This is a genomic window from Streptomyces sp. NPDC059010, from assembly GCF_042740355.1.
Taxonomy (GTDB): Bacteria; Actinomycetota; Actinomycetes; order Streptomycetales; family Streptomycetaceae; genus Streptomyces.
Map to the genome: position 1 here is coordinate 189,071 of NZ_JBHYJA010000008.1, position 18,770 is coordinate 207,840.

17 protein-coding genes and 2 tRNA genes are annotated in these 18,770 nt (G+C 67.1%); 9 read left to right on the forward strand and 10 right to left on the reverse strand.

Annotated elements, in window-relative coordinates:
* Positions 1 to 95: 95 nt before the first annotated feature.
* Positions 96 to 179, reverse strand: a tRNA-Leu gene (locus ACFWYS_RS10885).
* A 518-nt stretch (positions 180 to 697) separates the two neighbouring features.
* Between ACFWYS_RS10885 and ACFWYS_RS10890 the strand changes: the two genes are divergently transcribed.
* The 7 genes from ACFWYS_RS10890 to ACFWYS_RS10920 all read left to right on the forward strand — a co-directional run bounded on the left by ACFWYS_RS10890 (position 698) and on the right by ACFWYS_RS10920 (position 10,117).
* Complete coding sequence (locus tag ACFWYS_RS10890) at positions 698 to 1,564, forward strand: FhaA domain-containing protein (protein ID WP_384765789.1); 867 nt, start codon at positions 698 to 700, stop codon at positions 1,562 to 1,564.
* Between the two features lie 10 nt (positions 1,565 to 1,574).
* On the forward strand, positions 1,575 to 2,087 hold the full coding sequence (locus ACFWYS_RS10895) for an FHA domain-containing protein (protein WP_272123873.1): 513 nt from the start codon (positions 1,575 to 1,577) through the stop codon (positions 2,085 to 2,087).
* Between the two features lie 90 nt (positions 2,088 to 2,177).
* A complete protein-coding gene (locus ACFWYS_RS10900; RefSeq protein ID WP_384765871.1) occupies positions 2,178 to 3,761 on the forward strand; it encodes a Stp1/IreP family PP2C-type Ser/Thr phosphatase in 1,584 nt (527 codons plus the stop codon).
* Positions 3,762 to 3,788: 27 nt separating this feature from the next.
* Entirely contained in the window at positions 3,789 to 5,231 is a 1,443-nt protein-coding gene (locus tag ACFWYS_RS10905; protein ID WP_384765791.1) for an FtsW/RodA/SpoVE family cell cycle protein, read from the forward strand.
* The gene (locus ACFWYS_RS10910; protein WP_384765792.1) at positions 5,228 to 6,703 is read left to right on the forward strand and encodes a peptidoglycan D,D-transpeptidase FtsI family protein; all 1,476 of its coding nucleotides are present in this window, start codon (positions 5,228 to 5,230) and stop codon (positions 6,701 to 6,703) included. Before ACFWYS_RS10905 ends, ACFWYS_RS10910 begins: the two co-directional genes overlap by 4 nt.
* A 169-nt stretch (positions 6,704 to 6,872) precedes the next feature.
* A complete protein-coding gene (pknB, locus tag ACFWYS_RS10915; RefSeq protein ID WP_384765794.1) occupies positions 6,873 to 8,876 on the forward strand; it encodes a Stk1 family PASTA domain-containing Ser/Thr kinase in 2,004 nt (667 codons plus the stop codon).
* A 206-nt stretch (positions 8,877 to 9,082) separates the two neighbouring features.
* Entirely contained in the window at positions 9,083 to 10,117 is a 1,035-nt protein-coding gene (locus ACFWYS_RS10920) for a restriction endonuclease (protein ID WP_384765796.1), read from the forward strand.
* Between the two features lie 94 nt (positions 10,118 to 10,211).
* Here ACFWYS_RS10920 and ACFWYS_RS10925 read toward each other — a convergent pair whose 3' ends face one another.
* The 6 genes from ACFWYS_RS10925 to ACFWYS_RS10950 are packed head-to-tail and all read right to left on the reverse strand — an operon-like array spanning position 10,212 to position 14,642.
* Positions 10,212 to 10,985, reverse strand: coding sequence for a class E sortase (locus ACFWYS_RS10925; protein WP_384765798.1), 774 nt, complete (start codon positions 10,983 to 10,985; stop codon positions 10,212 to 10,214).
* Between the two features lie 6 nt (positions 10,986 to 10,991).
* On the reverse strand, positions 10,992 to 12,293 hold the full coding sequence (locus tag ACFWYS_RS10930; RefSeq protein ID WP_384765800.1) for a class E sortase: 1,302 nt from the start codon (positions 12,291 to 12,293) through the stop codon (positions 10,992 to 10,994).
* Positions 12,290 to 12,928: an aminodeoxychorismate/anthranilate synthase component II gene (locus ACFWYS_RS10935; RefSeq protein ID WP_384765802.1), complete on the reverse strand. Its 639-nt coding sequence runs from the start codon at positions 12,926 to 12,928 to the stop codon at positions 12,290 to 12,292. The genes ACFWYS_RS10930 and ACFWYS_RS10935 overlap by 4 nt, the downstream gene beginning before the upstream one ends.
* Positions 12,925 to 13,122: a hypothetical protein gene (locus ACFWYS_RS10940; protein ID WP_384765877.1), complete on the reverse strand. Its 198-nt coding sequence runs from the start codon at positions 13,120 to 13,122 to the stop codon at positions 12,925 to 12,927. Before ACFWYS_RS10940 ends, ACFWYS_RS10935 begins: the two co-directional genes overlap by 4 nt.
* 17 nt (positions 13,123 to 13,139) lie before the next feature.
* Positions 13,140 to 13,847 carry a class E sortase gene (locus tag ACFWYS_RS10945; RefSeq protein WP_384765803.1) on the reverse strand — a complete coding sequence of 236 codons (708 nt, stop codon included), beginning with the start codon at positions 13,845 to 13,847 and terminating at the stop codon, positions 13,140 to 13,142.
* 18 nt (positions 13,848 to 13,865) lie between these two features.
* Positions 13,866 to 14,642, reverse strand: coding sequence for a DUF881 domain-containing protein (locus ACFWYS_RS10950; RefSeq protein WP_384765804.1), 777 nt, complete (start codon positions 14,640 to 14,642; stop codon positions 13,866 to 13,868).
* A gap of 141 nt (positions 14,643 to 14,783) precedes the next feature.
* Here ACFWYS_RS10950 and crgA point away from each other — a divergent pair, with 141 nt between their 5' ends.
* Positions 14,784 to 15,038, forward strand: a complete 255-nt coding sequence (gene crgA / locus ACFWYS_RS10955; protein WP_384765806.1) for a cell division protein CrgA — start codon at positions 14,784 to 14,786, stop codon at positions 15,036 to 15,038.
* A 271-nt stretch (positions 15,039 to 15,309) separates the two neighbouring features.
* Here the strand turns inward: crgA and ACFWYS_RS10960 are convergent, their stop codons facing one another.
* Together ACFWYS_RS10960 and ACFWYS_RS10965 are read right to left on the reverse strand one after the other, a co-directional pair.
* Positions 15,310 to 16,197: a rhomboid family intramembrane serine protease gene (locus tag ACFWYS_RS10960; RefSeq protein ID WP_384765808.1), complete on the reverse strand. Its 888-nt coding sequence runs from the start codon at positions 16,195 to 16,197 to the stop codon at positions 15,310 to 15,312.
* Between the two features lie 137 nt (positions 16,198 to 16,334).
* Positions 16,335 to 16,868, reverse strand: a complete 534-nt coding sequence (locus ACFWYS_RS10965) for a peptidylprolyl isomerase (RefSeq protein ID WP_384765809.1) — start codon at positions 16,866 to 16,868, stop codon at positions 16,335 to 16,337.
* 325 nt (positions 16,869 to 17,193) lie between these two features.
* On the opposite strand from ACFWYS_RS10965, the gene ACFWYS_RS10970 reads away from it, so the two are divergent.
* Complete coding sequence (locus ACFWYS_RS10970) at positions 17,194 to 17,907, forward strand: DUF5324 family protein (protein WP_384765811.1); 714 nt, start codon at positions 17,194 to 17,196, stop codon at positions 17,905 to 17,907.
* A gap of 571 nt (positions 17,908 to 18,478) precedes the next feature.
* On the opposite strand, the gene ACFWYS_RS10975 is transcribed toward ACFWYS_RS10970, so the two are convergent.
* A tRNA-Ala gene (locus ACFWYS_RS10975) sits at positions 18,479 to 18,551 on the reverse strand.
* Positions 18,552 to 18,770 lie beyond the last annotated feature (219 nt).

Genomic DNA, 18,770 nt, shown 5'->3' on the forward strand with positions numbered 1-18,770 from the left:
TGTTGTGGGGCCTTGAACCGTGTGGTGTCTCGCGCCGAACCTCCTCTTCTGATCGTTGTTGTTCCTTCCCCCCCCGCCCCCCCCCTCTTCGAGCGTGCGCGAGGGGGGAGTTGAACCCCCACGCCCTTGCGGGCACTGGAACCTGAATCCAGCGCGTCTGCCTATTCCGCCACCCGCGCATTGGGTGTGTCTTCCGGCCTCTGCCCCTTGGGGCTTGGCGCCTTCCGACACCCAGAACATTAGCACGGCGGCCAGGGTGGGTTCACATCCCTTATCCCCAGGCAGCCGCCGTGCAGCGGCCATGCAGCGGCCATGTCGCCGCCCACCAGCACAGTCGGCATCCGCCCCCGCCCACCGGCCAACCCACGGCGCCGTCCGCTCCGTATCAACCAGTACCTGTTCACGTATCAACCTCGTACCGGTACCACTCATCTCCCCAGGAGCCGGTCGGGCTCCACAGTCAGGTGCGGGACACTGGTTTGCGGCCGCCTCTACGATCCATGGCAAGACTGTGTCCCTGAGGAGTTCGAAGCGGAGCTCGGAAGGGAACTTCGAGGGCGTCGACACCCGTCGACAGGGCCGACAGGGGGAACCAGCCGATTGACCGGCGCGTGGATACGATCAGTAAGCAGTACCAGGTAAGGCAGTGCCCGCCCCGCGGGATGCAGGACGAAGCAGGCTACGGAGGAGGTGCCCCATGGGAGTCCTGAAGAAGTTCGAGCAGCGTCTCGAAGGTCTGGTCAACGGCACCTTCGCCAAGGTGTTCAAGTCCGAGGTCCAGCCCGTGGAGATCGCCGGAGCGCTCCAGCGTGAGTGCGACAACAACGCGACGATCTGGAATCGTGACCGGACCGTCGTACCCAACGACTTCATCGTGGAACTGAGCACGCCGGACTTCGAGCGGCTCAGCCCCTACTCCGGCCAGCTCGGCGACGAGCTCGCCGGCATGGTCCGCGACTACGCCAAGCAGCAGCGCTACACCTTCATGGGCCCGATCAAGGTCAACCTGGAGAAGGCGGACGACCTCGACACCGGCCTGTACCGCGTGCGCAGCCGCACGCTCGCCGGCTCCACCAGCCAGCAGGGCGGCCCGCAGGCCCCCGCAGCCCCGGCCGGGCGGCCCGGTGGTGCCCAGGGCGGTTACGGCTACCCGCCCGCCGCCGCACCCGCGGGCGCCCCACCCATGCCGGCCGCGCCGCCTCCCGGCGGCCGCCCCGGCGGTTACGGCTACCCGCAGCCCGCGGGCGGCCAGCGCCCCCCTGCCACACCCGCGGCCGCCGGCCGCACCCGCTACTGGATCGAGATCAACGGCACCCGCCATCAGATCTCCCGCGCCACGCTGGTGCTGGGCCGCAGCACCGAAGCCGACGTGCGGATCGACGACCCCGGCGTCTCCCGCCGGCACTGTGAGATCCGGACCGGAACGCCCTCGACGATCCAGGATCTCGGGTCCACCAACGGCATCGTGGTGGACGGGCAGCACACCACCCGCGCTACGCTCCGCGACGGCTCGCGGATCGTCGTGGGCAGCACCACCGTTATCTATAGGCAAGCCGAAGGGTGAAGCGGGGGCAATGTCAGAGCTGACCCTCACGGTCATGCGGCTGGGTTTCCTGGCCGTCCTGTGGCTGTTCGTGATCGTGGCCGTGCAGGTCATCCGCAGCGACCTGTTCGGTACGCGTGTCACGCAGCGCGGATCGCGCCGCGAGGCCGCCCGGCCGCAGCAGGCCGCACGACAGGCCGCGCCTCCGCAGCAGCGCGGCCAGCAGGGCGGCGGCCGCCAGCGCCGTAACGCCCCCACCAAGCTGGTCGTGTCCGAAGGCACGCTCACCGGCACCACCGTCGCGCTCCAGGCCCAGACCATCACCCTGGGCCGGGCACACGACAGCACGATCGTGCTGGACGACGACTACGCCTCCAGCAGGCATGCCAGGATCTACCCGGACCGAGACGGCCAGTGGATCGTCGAGGACCTTGGTTCCACCAACGGCACGTACCTCGACCGAACGCGGCTGACGACCCCCACACCGATTCCGCTGGGCGCGCCGATCCGCATCGGCAAGACCGTCATCGAGCTGCGGAAGTAGTACGACAATGAGCGAGCGGAGCGAGCACGCAGCGGAGGCCCACATCAAGGGCCCCGGCGCGCTCCCGACCGGAGGGTGGGCACCGTGCGGATGTACCCGGAGCCAACGGGCGAGGTGCGCATGAGTCTGTCACTGCGCTTCGCAGCCGGATCGCACAAAGGCATGATCCGGGAGGGCAACGAGGACTCCGGATACGCCGGACCCCGCCTGCTCGCCATCGCCGACGGCATGGGCGGCGCGGCCGCGGGCGAGGTCGCCTCCTCCGAGGCGATCTCCACCATCGTCGCCCTCGACGACGACATCCCCGGCTCCGACGTCCTCACCTCACTCGGTACGGCCGTCCAGCGCGCCAACGACCAGCTGCGCGCCATGGTCGAGGAGGACCCCCAGCTCGAAGGCATGGGGACGACCCTGACGGCACTGCTGTGGACCGGACAGCGCCTCGGCCTCGTCCACGTCGGCGACTCACGCGCCTACCTGCTGCGCGACGGCGTCCTCACCCAGATCACGCAGGACCACACCTGGGTGCAGCGCCTCGTCGACGAGGGCCGGATCACCGAAGAGGAAGCCACCACCCACCCGCAGCGCTCCCTGCTGATGCGCGCCCTGGGCAGCGGCGACCACGTCGAACCCGATCTGTCCATCCGCGAGGTCCGCGCCGGCGACCGGTATCTGATCTGCTCCGACGGCCTCTCCGGCGTCGTGTCCCACCAGACCCTGGAGGACACCCTCGCCAGCTACCAGGGCCCCCAGGAGACCGTCCAGGAGCTCATCCAGCTGGCGCTGCGCGGCGGCGGCCCCGACAACATCACCGTGATCATCGCGGACGTCCTCGACCTGGACACCGGCGACACCCTCGCCGGGCAGCTGTCCGACACCCCGGTCGTGGTCGGCGCGGTCGCCGAGAACCAGCAGCACCACCTGCACGACAACGGCATCATGCAGACCCCCGCCGGACGCGCCTCCGGGCTCGGCCGCCAGGTGCCGGGACAGGGCGGCGGAGGCGGCGAGTTCGGCCCGCCCGGCTCCGGCGACACCACCGGCTACGTCCCGAGCGGCAGCTTCGGCGACTACACCGACGAAGACTTCGTCAAGCCCCGCAAGGGCCGCAGGTGGCTGAAGAGATCCTTCTACATCGCGCTCGCACTCGGAGTGATCGGCGGCGGCCTGTACGGCGGCTGGCGCTGGACGCAGACGCAGTACTACGTCGGCGCCAACGAGGAACACGTCGCCCTGTACCGCGGGATCAGCCAGGACCTGGCCTGGGTCTCGTTGTCGGAGGTCGAGAAGGACCACCCCGAGATCGAACTCAAGTACCTGCCGCCGTACCAGAAGAAGCTCGTCGAGGCGACGATCGCCGAAGGCGGCCTGAAGGACGCCCAGGCGAAGATCGACGAACTCGCCGTGCAGGCAACCGCGTGCAAGAAGCGGTCCGAGCAGCAGGCCGCCCAGAGCGAGCAGAACTCCAAGACCGGCGAGGGCGAGGCCGGAGGCACCACGGGAACCACCCGTACCTCCCTTACGTCCAAGGCGACACCGACGCCCAACCCGTCGGCCTCCAAGCCCTCGACCACACCCCCTTCCACCTCCCCGACACCGACTGCCACGCCAAGCCCCGGCCCCACACTCTCGGAGGAAGAGCAGAAGGTCGTCACGAACTGCGGTACGCAGTAGGCAAGCCGTGAGAGGCCCCGTCACACGATGAGCAGTACTACGAACTCGCCGACGCACCACACATCCACGATCGGCGCGATCGGCGCACCGAGCCGGCGCAACACCGAACTCGCGCTTCTGGTGTTCGCGGTTGTCATCCCGGTGTTCGCCTACGCCAACGTGGGTTTGGCGATCAACGACGAGGTGCCGGCCGGTCTCCTCAGCTACGGCCTCGGCCTCGGCCTCCTGGCCGCCATCGGCCACCTCGCCGTACGCAAGTTCGCCCCGTACGCGGACCCGCTGCTGCTGCCGCTGGCCACGCTGCTGAACGGGCTCGGCCTGGTGGCGATCTGGCGGCTGGACCAGTCGAAGCTGCTGCAGCAGATCGGGCAGTCCGGCGGCAAGGCGACCAACCAGCTGATCTACACGGCCATGGGGATCGCCCTGTTCATCGCGGTGCTGGTCTTCCTCAAGGACCACCGCACCCTGCAGCGCTACACCTACATCTCCATGGCCGGCGCGCTGTTCCTGCTGCTGCTCCCGCTGGTGCCGGGCCTCGGCGCCGAACTCACCTACGGCGCCAAGATCTGGATCCAGGTCGGCAGCTTCACCATCCAGCCCGGTGAGTTCGCCAAGATCGTGCTGGCGATCTTCTTCGCCGGCTACCTCATGGTGAAGCGCGACGCGCTCGCCCTGGCCAGCCGCCGCTTCATGGGCCTGTACCTGCCGCGCGGCCGCGACCTCGGCCCGATCATCGTCGTCTGGATGATCTCGATCCTCATCCTGGTGTTCGAGACCGACCTCGGTACGTCGCTGCTGTTCTTCGGAATGTTCGTCATCATGCTGTACGTCGCCACCGAGCGGACCAGCTGGATCGTCTTCGGTCTGCTGATGTCCGGGGCCGGCGCCGTCGGTGTGGCGAGCTTCGAACCGCACGTGCAGCAGCGCGTCGCCGCCTGGCTCGACCCGATGCGCGAGTACACCCTCAGCCGGCAGAACGTCGGCGGCCACTCCGAGCAGTCGATGCAGGCCCTGTGGGCCTTCGGCTCCGGCGGCACCCTCGGCACCGGCTGGGGCCAGGGTCACTCCGAGCTCATCCGCTTCGCCGCCAACTCCGACTTCATCCTCGCCACCTTCGGCGAGGAACTGGGCCTGGCCGGCATCATGGCGATCCTGCTGATCTACGGCCTGATCGTGGAGCGCGGCGTGCGCACCGCCCTCGCCGCCCGCGACCCCTTCGGCAAGCTGCTCGCCATCGGCCTCTCCGGCGCCTTCGCGCTCCAGGTCTTCGTCGTCGCCGGCGGCGTCATGGGCCTCATCCCGCTGACCGGTATGACGATGCCGTTCCTGGCGTACGGCGGTTCCTCCGTCATCGCCAACTGGGCGCTCATCGGTGTGCTCATCCGCATCAGCGACACCGCGCGCCGCCCGGCACCCGCGCCCGCACCCAACCCCGACGCTGAAATGACCCAGGTGGTCCGCCCGTCATGAACAAACCCCTGCGCCGGATCGCGATCTTCTGCGGCCTCCTCGTCCTCGCCCTGCTCATCCGCGACAACTGGCTCCAGTACGTCAAGGCCGACACCTTGCGCGAGGACCCCGACAACCGCCGCGTCCTCATCGCCCGCTACGCCACCCCCCGCGGCGACATCATCGTCGGCGGCAACCCGATCACCGGGTACAAGGAGACGTCGTCGGGCGACTTCAAGTACAAGCGCACGTACAAGGACGGCCCCATGTGGGCGCCCGTCACCGGCTTCGTCTCGCAGGCCTACGGCGCCAACCAGCTGGAGTCCATCGAGGACGGCATCCTCAGCGGCACCGACGACCGGCTCTTCTTCCGCAACACCCTGGACATGATCACCGGCAAGGACAAGGAGGGCGGCAACGTCGTCACCACCCTCAACGCCGCCGCCCAGAAGGCCGCCTACAACGGCCTGAAGGCGCAGGGCGGCAAGGGTGCCGTCGCCGCCATCGAGCCCGCCACCGGCAAGATCCTGGCCCTCGCGTCCTTCCCGTCGTACGACCCCTCCACGATCGCCGGCGGCAGCACCTCCGACGAAGACGCCTGGGCGAAGCTCCAGAAGAAGACCAACGCCAACGACCCGATGCTCAACCGGGCGCTGCGCGAGGTCTACCCGCCCGGCTCCACCTTCAAGGTCGTCACCGCGGCCGCCGCGCTGGAGAACGGCCTGTACGCGGGCGCGGACACGGCGACCAAGACGCCGCTGCCGTGGACCATGCCGGGCACCACGACCGAGCTGAAGAACGAAGGCAACATCCCCTGCAAGAACGCCACCCTCAGGGTCGCGCTGCAGTGGTCCTGCAACACCGTCTTCGGCAAGGTCGGCTCCGACCTCGGCAACGACAAGATGCTGGAGGAAGCCAAGAAGTTCGGCTTCACCGAGGAGCAGTTCACACCGGTCCGCACCAGCGCGTCGGTCTTCTCCGACGACATGAACCCCTCGCAGACCGCGCTGTCCTCCATCGGCCAGTACAACACCGCCGCCAGCCCGCTGCAGATGGCCATGGTCGCCTCGGCCGTCGCCAACAACGGCACCCTGATGAAGCCGTACATGGTCGACGAGCTCCAGACGCACAACCTCGACGCCCTGGAGACGACCAAGCCCGAGGAGATGAGCAAGCCGCTGTCGGCGGAGAACGCGCAGATCCTGCAGTCGATGATGGAGACGGTCGTCGCCGACGGCACCGGCAAGAAGGCGCAGATCGACGGCGTCAAGGTCGGCGGCAAGACCGGTACCGCCCAGCACGGCGTGGACAACAGCGAGAACCCGTACGCGTGGTTCCTCTCCTACGCCAAGCTCAGCGACAACAGCTCACCGGTCGCCGTGGCCGTCGTGATCGAGGACGAGAACGCGGTCCGCGACGACATCTCCGGCGGCGGCCTGGCGGCCCCCATCGCCAAGAGCGTCATGGAGGCGGTCATCAAGAGCAAGAAGTGACCCCGCTCACGTCCCCTTCACATCGGTGCACGTTGCGATACCGGTCCTGTATCGGGTTACGGGCTTGGCCAGGTCACACAAGATGAGCCGGGTACGGTATGCCCGGACGGCACACCGACGCACCCACAAGGGTGACGGCGGGACCGACGGAGAGGGCTGGTAGGTAGCTATGGAAGAGCCGCGTCGCCTCGGCGGCCGGTACGAACTGGGCCAGGTGCTCGGTCGTGGTGGCATGGCGGAGGTCTACCTCGCGCATGACACCCGGCTCGGCCGCACCGTGGCGGTGAAGACGCTGCGCGCGGACCTCGCGCGCGACCCGTCCTTCCAGGCCCGGTTCCGCCGGGAGGCCCAGTCGGCCGCCTCGCTCAACCATCCCGCGATCGTCGCGGTCTACGACACGGGCGAGGACTACATCGACAACGTGTCGATTCCGTACATCGTCATGGAGTACGTGGACGGCTCGACGCTCCGTGAGCTGCTCCACTCCGGCCGCAAGCTGCTGCCGGAGCGCGCCATGGAGATGACCATCGGCATCCTCCAGGCCCTGGAGTACTCCCACCGCGCCGGCATCGTCCACCGCGACATCAAGCCGGCCAACGTCATGCTGACCCGCAACGGCCAGGTCAAGGTCATGGACTTCGGCATCGCCCGTGCGATGGGCGACTCCGGCATGACGATGACGCAGACCTCCGCGGTGATCGGCACGGCCCAGTACCTCTCGCCCGAGCAGGCCAAGGGCGAGCAGGTCGACAACCGGTCCGACCTGTACTCGACCGGCTGTCTGCTCTACGAGCTCCTGACGGTCCGTCCGCCCTTCGTGGGCGACTCCCCGGTCGCCGTCGCCTACCAGCACGTACGCGAAGAGGCCCAGGCCCCGTCCGTCTTCGACAACGAGATCACGCCCGAGATGGACGCGATCGTGTTGAAGGCCCTGACCAAGGACCCGAACTACCGCTACCAGTCGGCCGACGAGATGCGCGCCGACATCGAGGCCTGCCTCGACGGCCAGCCGGTGGCGGCCACAGCGGCCATGGGCTCCGTGGGCTACGGCGGCTACCCCGACGACCAGCCGACCACGGCCCTGCGCGCCGCGGACGGCGGCGCCACGTCGATGCTGCCGCCCATGAACCCCGACGACGGCGGGTTCGGCTACGACGACCGCGTGGACCGGCGACGCCAGAAGAAGTCCCACACGTCGACGATCCTGCTGGTCCTGGCGGCCGCACTGGTGCTCGTGGGCGCGGTGCTGATCGGCAAGTGGGTGTTCGACGGGAAGACCGCGAACAACAGCACAGTCCCCGCACCGAACCTGATCGGCCAAACCCAGGCCAGCGCCAAGTCCCTGCTGACCAACAGCGGTCTCGTCATGGGTGACGTCACCAAGAAGGAATGCGAGAAGCAGCCCAAGGGCCAGATCTGCGAACAGGACCCTGCCGCCAAGACCAAGGTCGACAAGGGCTCCAAGGTCAATGTCGTGGTGTCTACCGGGGCTCCGAAGGTCACTGTGCCGGACATGGAGGGCTTGGCCTTCGAGAAGGCCGAGGCCGATCTCAAGGACAAGGGCTTCGAGGTCGAGAAGAAGACCGAGGAGTCCGACCGCACTCCGGGCATCGTCATCGACCAGGATCCCGCGGGAGGCACGGAGCAGGAGAAGGGCACCACGATCACCCTCACCGTGGCCAAGGAGAAGAAGAAGTCCGTTGTTCCGGACGTCCTCGGCAAGACCTGCGACGAGGCCAGGGCCCAGATGACGGCGAACAACCTGAACGGCAACTGCGTCGACGTGGACACCCAGGACCCGAACCAGGTCGGCAAGGTCATCGGGACCGACCCACAGGCGAACACCCAGGCCGACCCGGGCTCCTCGGTGACCATCCAGATCGGCAAGCAGGCAGAACAGCAGCAGGTGGCGGTGCCGACCGTGACCCAGCTGTCCGTGAAGGACGCCAGGAAGGCCCTTGAGGACGCGGGTCTGACGGTGGGCAACATCGGCGGTTCCCAGGACGACAACGCCGTTGTCGTCACCCAGGACCCCCAGCCGAACACCCAGGTCGCCAAGGGCACCGCGGTCAACCTGATCGCCATCCAGAACGGCAACAACAACGGCGGCGGCGACAACGGCGGCCAGATCTTCGGCGGCGTCACCGGAACGTCGGCCCGCACGGAGGACTGACCCCGACGCACACGAGTGAGCCCCGGTGCCCTGAGCAGGGCGCCGGGGCTCAGCCGTGTCCTGCTGCCGCCGGGACCCTGAGGCTGTAGGACATTCATTCCCCTATAGATCGTGTCTTCCTATTTCGCGACTCGTTGATCGGGTGGGGTGGGGAATCGGAACTCTGCCCCGGCCATTCGGCCACACCGCGAACGGAAGAGCAGAACGTGATCAACGAATCGGCGCTACTGGAGTCCAGGTCTCTGCGCCACAGCGTGCTGGGGCGCACCGACGTCCTCGACAGAGTGAAGGCGCTGTCGCTGCTGCCGGACGGGATGCATGTGACGACGGCGATGGTGGCGGCGTACTTCGAGGTGGGCCTCGAAGCCATCAAGTCCCTTGTCAAGGACCATCGAGCAGAGTTGGAGGCCAGCGGCTACCGATTGCTGACGGGAGAGGAACTGAGGTCCTTCAAGGACCTCAGTGGTTTCCAGTCGCGCACAGGGTCTCTGGCCTTGTTCTCCCGCCGGGCTGTCCTCAACATCGCCATGCTCCTCCGTGACAGCAACGTCGCACGTCAGGTGCGTGTGTACCTCCTCGACATGGAGTACCTGGCCCGCACACAGCCTGTGGAAAACTCGACCCCCACTGAGGTCCTCTCCCTCGACGACCGCATCGACCAGCGCATCACACACATCCTCGGCAAGACCGTCGTCCCCATGTTCAACGCCCTGATCGAAACGTCGGGCGAGCACCGCAGGGAACTGATCGCGCTCCGCGCAGGCGTCCAGCGCATCGAGCGACGGCTCCGGCACCACCACGCCCGGCTGCAAAGGCTTGAGGCACCGCTGGAGGAACGCCCCCTCGCCGGCGTCATGGCCGCGATGGACGCCATGAACAGCCGCAAGTTCGAGGAGCACATCGCCACACTGCTGAACCGCGACGGCTGCACGGATGTCGTCGTGCAGGGAGGTCCTGGCGATCGGGGCATCGACGTCATCGCGCTCACGGCCGACGGACGGCGCCTCGTCGCCCAGTGCAAGAGGTTCGCGCCCTACATCTCCATCACCAGCTCCGACGTCCAGAAGTTCGTCGGCTCGGCCAAGGTGCTGTACAGCGCGGACGTGGCTCTCTTCGTGGCAACGTGCCCCTTCACCTCTGACGCATTGAGCATCGCCACCGACAGCGGCATTACCGCTGTAGACCGCGCGCTACTGGAGAAGTGGAGCGCCGGGGAACCGCTGAAGGTTCTGGGCCATTAACAGCGTAAGGAGCAAGAGGCCCGAAGCCGCAAAGAGTAGTTGCGGCTTCGGGCCTCCGTCATGCTATGTGACTGCGTTGCTCCAAGTAACTCAGTCAGAGCAGCTCCTCCGGCAACGTCCGCTCCGCGTCCACCTTCTCCACCCGCTCCAGTTCCCCCCACACCACATACCGGTACCGGGACGTGTACACCGGCGTGCACGTCGTCAGCGTGATGTAGTGGCCGGCCTTCGTCTTACCGGACTCCTCGGGGATCTTGGACAGGACCTTGACGTTGTACTTCGACGTCTCGGGGAGGACGGCGTAGACCTTGTAGACGTACCACTTGTCCTTCGTCTCGAAGACGATCGGATCGCCCTTGGCGAGCTTGTGGATGTTGTGGAACTTCGCTCCATGCCCGTCACGATGCGCGGCAAGGGAGAAGTTGCCCTTCTTCCCCGAGGTCGGCAGGGCCGCCTTGACCGGGTCGGTGTAGTAGCCGGCGACGCCGTCGTTGAGGATCTTCGACGTCGTGCCCTTCTCGACCAGGATCTCGCCCTTGCTCATCGCGGGCACATGAAGGAAGCCGATGCCGTTCTTGGAGTCGAACTCGGCAGGACGGCCCGAGCCCCCCTCCTGGTGGGCCCAGATGTCACGGACCTTGTCCGCCTGCTTGTCCGCCTCCCGGTCGGCGAGGACGTTCGTCCACCACAGGGAGTAGACGACGAACAGGCCCAGCACCAGACCCGCCGTGATGAGGAGTTCACCGAAGACGCTTATCGACATCGCGATCCGGCCCATACGGCGGCGTTCAGGACGCCGCCCCGGGGACTCGGACGCGTCGGTACGCCGCGCGTGCTCGGTGTCGTCGGTGGTCGCTGCCACGTTCATCCGCCCTTAACTGACGAGCGCATCCGGCTTGCCCTTGCTGCGCGGCCGTTCCTCGACCATCTTGCCCCAGACGATCAACCGGTACTTGCTGGTGAACTCCGGCGTACAGGTGGTTAGTGTGATGTAACGACCTGCTTTGGTGAATCCCGCGTCCCGCGGAATCGGGTCCAGAACCCTCACATTGCCTGGTGACGTCACCGGCAGGATCGACGCCATCTTGTACACGAAGTACTTGTCCTGCGTTTCTACGACGATGTCGTCGCCTTGGGCCAGCCGGTTGATGTACCGGAACGGTTCGCCATGCGTATTGCGATGGCCGGCCAGCCCGAAGTTGCCCGTCTTGGCATCCGGCATCGCCGTCTTCAGCTTGCCCTCGCCGTAGTGACCGACCATGCCCCGGTCGAGCACCTTCTTGTTGCTGACGCCCTCCGCGATCGGAACGACGACGTCCAGCTTCGGGATGTGCAGGATGGCGAAGCCCTGTCCCGGCTCGAAGGATCCCGGGGCGCGTTTGCCGCTCGCCCAGTCGTCCTGGAGGCTGCTCGCCTCCTTGTCCGCCTGCGCATGCGCCCGGACGTTCGTCCACCACAACTGGTAGCTGACGAACAGCAGCATCAGCACGCCGGTGGTGATGAACACCTCACCGATCGCCCGGCTCGCCAGCACCCCCGGACTCGGCTTGCGCGCCCGCGCCTGTCTGCGGGCCTCCACCCGCGAAAGAGGCGCCCCGGATGCCTCCGAGTCGCTCTCGACGGCCTCCGACGCCTGGCGGGAACCCCCATGACGCCCGTGACGCCGCTTGGCGGCCTTTCTACGGGCCGCACGGCCACCCGTGGGAGTTCCGGTGGCCGACGGGGCGGAAGAGGCGGCAGAAGCCGATATGGACTCACCCACGGACGGATCCGCTATCCGCAGGGCCACGGTCTCATCGTCCACGGGGGGTATGTACGGCTCCCCGTACGGCTCTTGAGGCTCCGCATACGGCTCGTGAGACGCCGCAGCCCCCTCGGGACTGCGGCCGTCAGCGCCGTAGCCCTCACTGCCGTAACCCTCGGCGCTGCCGTAACCGTCGGCGCCGTACCCCTCGGCACCGTATCCGTCGGCGCCGTACGCCTCAGCGCCGTACCCCTCGGCCGACTGCCCCTGGGCGACGTATCCCGCACCCCCGTGCCACTCCCCAAGCGCACCGGACTCCTCGTACGGCTGCTGCCCGTACGAGGTGCCCTGATCGCCGGCGTCGCCGTAGGAGTCCGTGAAGGACTCCCCGTACGCGGCGCCGGACTCGCGCTCGGGGCGCAGCGCGGTCACGCCGTGGCCCTGCCCACCACCGGGGCGAGCCCCACCGACCTCGCCACCGCACCCTGGTCACCGCACTCCACCAGCCAGTTGGCCAGCATCAGATGACCGTGCTCGGTCAGCACCGACTCCGGGTGGAACTGCACACCCTCGACCGCCAGTTCACGGTGCCGCAGACCCATGATGATCCCGTCGTGCGTACGAGCCGTGACCTCCAGCTCGCCCGGCACCGTCTCCGGCTCGGCCGCCAGCGAGTGGTAGCGCGTCGCCGTGAAGGGCGAGGGCAGTCCCGCGAAGACGCCCTTGCCCTCATGCTCGACCAGCGAGGTCTTGCCGTGCAGCAACTCCGGCGCACGGTCCACGACACCGCCGTACGCCACCTGCATCGACTGCATGCCGAGACACACACCGAACACCGGCACCCCGGTCGAGGCGCAGTGGCGCACCATCTCGACGCAGACCCCGGCCTCCTCCGGCGTCCCCGGGCCCGGCGACAGCAGCACGCCGTCGAAGCCGTCCTGGGCGTGCGCCGTCGACACCTCGTCGTTGCGCAGCACCTCGCACTCGGCGCCCAGCTGGTACAGGTACTGGACCAGGTTGAAGACGAAGCTGTCGTAGTTGTCCACGACCAGAATGCGCGCGCTCACTGGTTGTCCACCGTCACATCGTTGAAGGGCAGCAGCGGTTCGGCCCACGGGAAGACGTAGTTGAAGAGGACGTAGACGACGGCCACGACCAGCGCGAGTGAGAGCAGCGCCTTCGCCCACACATTCCCCGGCAGATGCCGCCAGATCCAGCCGTACATGCCGTCCCTTCCGTCGCACCACGGCACCAGACTCACGCCGTACAGCCAACAGACTAACGGCGCAACGCTTCCGGTTTCCCGGCCTCCACAGGCTGCGTGGAGTCCAGATGGGCCCACACGATCAGCCGGTGACTGTGGCCCCACTCCGGATCACACGTGGTCAGGGTCAGATAGCGGCCCTCACGCGTGTACCCCGAGTTACGGGGCACAGGGTCGATCACCTCAATGTCAGAGGGCAGGGTTTTGTAAGGGCCTTTGTCGATCCGATACGTGAACCAGGTGGTCCCGTCCGTCAGCACCACCGCGTCACCCGGCCGCAGCCTGGGGAAATCCTTGAAGGGATCACCGTACGTACGCCGGTGACCCGCCACCGAGAAGTTGCCCTTCTGACCGAGCTGGGCCGTGCTCGCGTAGTGGCCGAGCCCCTTCTTCAGAGTCCTGGTGGCAGTGCCTTCGAGAACCGGCTTGTTCCACGTGAAACCAAGACGCGGGATGTACATGATCGCGAACGGCTTGTCCGCGGTGTACGGAGCGGGCTTCGCGGGGCTCGGCGGCGAGCTCTCACCCGGACTCCCCCCAGTGCCGGGCGCCGACGGCCGTACCGCCCCCTGCGCCCACTGCTCCTGTAACTGATCGATCTGATCGTCCATGACGCTGTCGGCCTTCACACCGGTCCAGAACAGCACATAGACGACGAAAAGCACGATCACGGTGCCGACGGTGATGCACAGCTCGCTGACGGTCCTGACGACGACACGCACCGGCAGCTCCAGACAGGCTCACTCCACGGGCTTGGCGTACTGCAGATCCACTGTGCCCGAGTACCCCGGCAGAGTCACCGTCCCGTCCTCGGTCACTTTCCAGCCAAGGCCGTACACATTCACGTACACCATGTAGTTCTGGATCGACGGCGAAGCCGCCAGCGCCTTCTGCAACTTCTCCGGATCACCCACCGCGGTGATCTTGTACGGCGGCGAATAGACCCGGCCCTGGAGAATCAGGGTGTTGCCCACACAGCGCACGGCACTGGTGGAGATCAGCCGCTGGTCCATGACCTTGATGCCCTTGGCACCGCCCTGCCACAGCGCGTTCACCACCGCCTGCAGATCCTGCTGGTGAATCACCAGGTAGTCGGGCTGCGGCGCCGGATAACCGGGCAGCTTGGCCGTGGCATCCGGCGGGGCGTCGTTCAGCGTGACCGAGACCGCATCACCCGTCACCTTCTGCGTCCCAGCGCGCCCCTCCAGCGCCGCCAGCTTCTCGTCCTCGGCCTTGGTACTGCCGTCGTCCCGCTCGGCCAGCGCCTCCACGTCGTCGCGCAGGGCCGCGTTGGACTCATTGAGCCGGCCGTTCTCGTGACTGCGCTCCTGGATGAGGTCCGAGAGCTTCAGCAACGAGGCGTCCGTACGGATGTTGGTGCCCTTGGCCGTATTGAAGCTGGTGAAGAAAATGAGCCCCGCGAGAGCGAAGACGGCCGCGGTCAGCACCCGCACCGGCCGGAACCGGCCGCGGAGAGGACTGGATCCGGTCCCGGGGGAGTCGGCAGAATTGCTCAACGTACCCTTATCTCCTTCGGCGCCACGGAAGCACTACGCTAACGGACACCCGGGGGAGCAATCAGAGTCCCCTTGTACGCTGCCCCGAGCCCGACCCAGTTCCCTGCGCGGCCACGCAGCGCATCGACAGGAGAGACCCTCGTGCCGAAGTCACGTATCCGCAAGAAGGCCGACTACACGCCGCCGCCGTCGAAGCAGGCGACCGCCATCAAGCTGAACAGTCGCGCCTGGGTCGCGCCCGTGATGCTGGCCATGTTCATCATCGGCCTGGCCTGGATCGTCGTCTTCTACGTGACCGACGGTTCGCTGCCCATCGACGCGCTGGGCAACTGGAACATCGTGGTGGGCTTCGGCTTCATCGCGGCCGGATTCGGCGTCTCCACACAGTGGAAGTAGCGGTCGCTTCTCGGTGAACTCAGCTCTACCCAGGGCTATCCGCTGAGTTATCCACAGATCGCGAAAGTATCCACAGGCCACCTGGGGAAAAAGAACGACGATCTGTGGATAACCCATCGAGGGTTGACGGCGATACGACTGACACACCGCAGAACCGGACGAACGTTCGCCCCCTGCCTGACCTGCGAAAACGCGGGTCAGAGGCAGGGGGCACAGTTGTTCGCGCACACTATGCACAAGATTGGCCACCCACTGTGGACAACCGTGCCGCTCAGGTGAGCTGCAGCGTCCTCAGCACGGTCATCAGGACGACCACGGCCAGGACCAGTGCGCAGGTGCCGTACTGGACCAGTGCGCGGCGTCGGCGCGGGGCGTGGACCATGGCGTAGCCGATGATGACGCCGGCGACGAGGCCGCCGATGTGGGCCTGCCAGGAGATGTTGAATCCGGGGCTGAAGGTGAAGATCAGGTTGATCACGAGCAGCGCGATGATCGGCCGCATGTCGTAGTTGAGGCGGCGCATGAGGACTGCGGTGGCGCCGAACAGGCCGAAGATGGCGCCGGATGCCCCGAGTGTGGCTGTGTTCGGGGAGGTCAGCAGGTAGGCCAGTGCACTTCCCGCGAGGCCGGAGCAGAGGTAGAGCGTGAGGTAGCGGGCGCGGCCGAGAGCGGCTTCGAGGGGGCCGCCGAGCCACCAGAGGCTGAGCATGTTGAAGGCGATGTGCCAGATGGCCTCGTGGGTGAACATCGAGGTCACGAGGCGGTACCACTCGCCTTCGGAGACGCCTTCGGTGGGGTTGAAGGGGGCGGGGGGCCAGGTGCCGACCAGGACGAGGTCGTTGAGCAGTGTGTTGCTGGTCTGGACGGCGATGAAGATCGCGAGATTGATCCCGATGAGGATCTTGGTGAGAAGGCGGGGGTCGGCGGTGAGGGTGCCGCCGGCGATGGTGCGGGGGCGGGCGGCGTCGGGGGCGTGGCCGGTGCCGGAGCCGCTGCGGACGCATTCGGGGCATTGGAAGCCGACGGAGGCGCTGACCATGCACTCGGGGCAGATGGGGCGTTCGCAGCGGGTGCAGCGGACTCCGGTCTCGCGGTCCGTGTGGCGGTAGCAGACGGGCAGGCTCTGGGCGTCCTGCGGGCTGTCTGCCGGCTGGTCCATGAGGTCCCCTAGGTCGTCGTACGCGGTGCACGCCGCATGCACCGCCCCGCTCATCCTTACGGACGAGCGGGGCGTTTGGTTCCCTGTGGGAGGTGTTGGACTTCCCTGTGGGGAGTCGGCCGCGTGAGGAGTCGGCCTCAGCCTTCGCGGGTCTCGACGACGACCGACTCGATGACGACGTCGTTGAGCGGGCGGTCGGTGCGGGGGTTGGTCTGGGCGGTCGCGATGGCGTCGATGACCTTCTGGCTGGCCGCGTCGGTGACCTCACCGAAGATGGTGTGCTTGCGGTTCAGCCAGGTCGTCGGGGAGACGGTGATGAAGAACTGCGAGCCGTTGGTGCCCGGGCCGGCGTTGGCCATGGCGAGCAGGTAGGGCTTGTCGAAGGAGAGGTCCGGGTGGAACTCGTCCTGGAACTGGTAGCCGGGGCCGCCGGTGCCGTTGCCGAGGGGGTCTCCGCCCTGGATCATGAAGCCGCTGATGACGCGGTGGAAGACCGTGCCGTCGTAGAGCTTGGACGTGGACTTCTCACCGGTGGTGGGGTTGGTCCACTCACGCTCGCCCTGGGCGAGCTCGACGAAGTTCTTGACCGTGATGGGCGCGTGGTTCGGCAGGAGCCGGATCTCGATGTCGCCGTTGTTGGTCTTCAGGGTGGCGTAGAGCTGCTCGGCCACGATCTGCCTTCCGTTGTCTTCCTGTGACCCCCCGATCCTCGCACGGACGGCCGCGTACGTCGCCCGGCGCTCGTTCACCGGTCCGCGACCGTGGGGGCCGGTTACAGAAAACCGGTCGAGAAAGCTCGCGGCGGGAGCGCGACGCGGCGAACCGTGGCATTGTCGACGACAAGCCCGTCTTGAGCCGCATAAATCCGTTATTGCACTTGATCAAGGCAATCGGCACCCATATGCCCGCCCTCACATGCCGCGGAGCGTTCTGACAGGCATGATCCGTAAAAGGGTGGAAAGTCGAAAACCGTACGCCACCGAGGAGGAGGAACCCGTGACCCGCATCGACAGCGTGCGCGCCGCGACCGGCTCGGCGAAGGACAGCGTGCTGCACGCCGCGGAAGTGGTGGCGCCCTACGCCGACACCGCCAAGGACAGGGCCGCACAGTATGCGCACGAGGCACGCGTACGGCTTGCACCTGTGGTGTCGCAGGCCACCGAGCAGGCCCGCGCGCAGGCCCTTCTGCAGTACGGCACGCATGTCGCGCCGCGGCTGGAGCAGGCTCGTGCACATGTGCCGCCGAAGGTCGACCACGCCGCTCATGAAGCTGCTGTCCGCACGCGTAAGGCTGCCCGTCAGGCTGCTGAGTACTCCCGGCCGAGGATCGAGCAGGCGGTGGCCGCGGCTGGGCCCGTCAAGGACGAGGCTGCGGCGCGTGGTGCCGCCGCGCTGGCCGCGTTGCGCGGCCAGGTCTCGCCGAAGGAGATCCAGAAGCTGGCCCGCAGGCATCAGAGGCGCGCCAAGGCCGGTCGTGCCGTGAAGGTGCTGGCGGTGGTCGGTGCCCTCGCGGGCGCCGCTTTCGCCGCCTGGAAGTGGTGGGACAAGCAGGCGAACCCGGATTGGCTGGTGGAGCCTCCGGCCGCGACCGAGGTGCCCGAGTCGGGCCGTTTGGCCTCGGTGGATGGCAGTGGCCAGTCCGCCCTTGATCCCGAGGTCCAGGCGAAGGAGGCCGAGGAGGAGGCGGCTCGGCGCGACGAGGGCCGGTGATGTGAGGGCCGGTGATGGCCCGCATGGAGAACTGGGCCGTGGGGCGGGAGACTTGAGGGTCTTCCGCCCCACGGCCATGTTTCACGTGGAACATGAGCCGCGATGTCGGCCGTAGGCGCGGGGAGATGGCCGCCGTAGGCGCGGGAATGGGAATGCGAGTGGGAGTGGGAGTGGCCGGGCGAGTGACCGATGGCGTTGCCCCGGCCGGGACTTGACCCGGTGAACGTGTTTACGCCGCCCGCCCGCGATGACGTTTGCAACGACCTGTGTGTGCAAGTCCCGCACAGATTCCGTTAACGGGCCGCATCTTTCTGATTACCGGATCGCGTTAACGCCAGCTCACACAGGGCTTGCGCGCGATAGTGCACCGCCTGGTGCCATGACGCCATCCATCCGAGCACTCGCTCGAACAGCACCCACTGCACATATTTGCGCAAACATCTGCAACGATGTCGCACCCGTCCCGTGACTCATGTCACTCAGGGAGTGTTCTCTCGGGCAGCGAGGCGCTGGGACCCAGGAATACGGAAACCGGTCAGAGGCCGCGAGGGCGTCTGACCGGTCCGAGGTGTGGAGCCTAGGGGAGTCGAACCCCTGACATCTGCCATGCAAAGACAGCGCTCTACCAACTGAGCTAAGGCCCCGGAAGTGGAGCGTCCAGCCGGAGGAACCGCATTCCGGCGGGCGCCGCAGACCAGAGTACCGGGTCGCCCCCCGTATCTCGCAAAAAGATTGGGGGTCCCGATGAACGACCACTCTCCGTAAGATGCTCGGCGTGGGTTGCTAAAGCGGAACACACGTTTTAGGGGACAGCTTGGGGTAAGCCAATGTAGCCCCCCCCCCAGAAAACACCCCCAAATCAC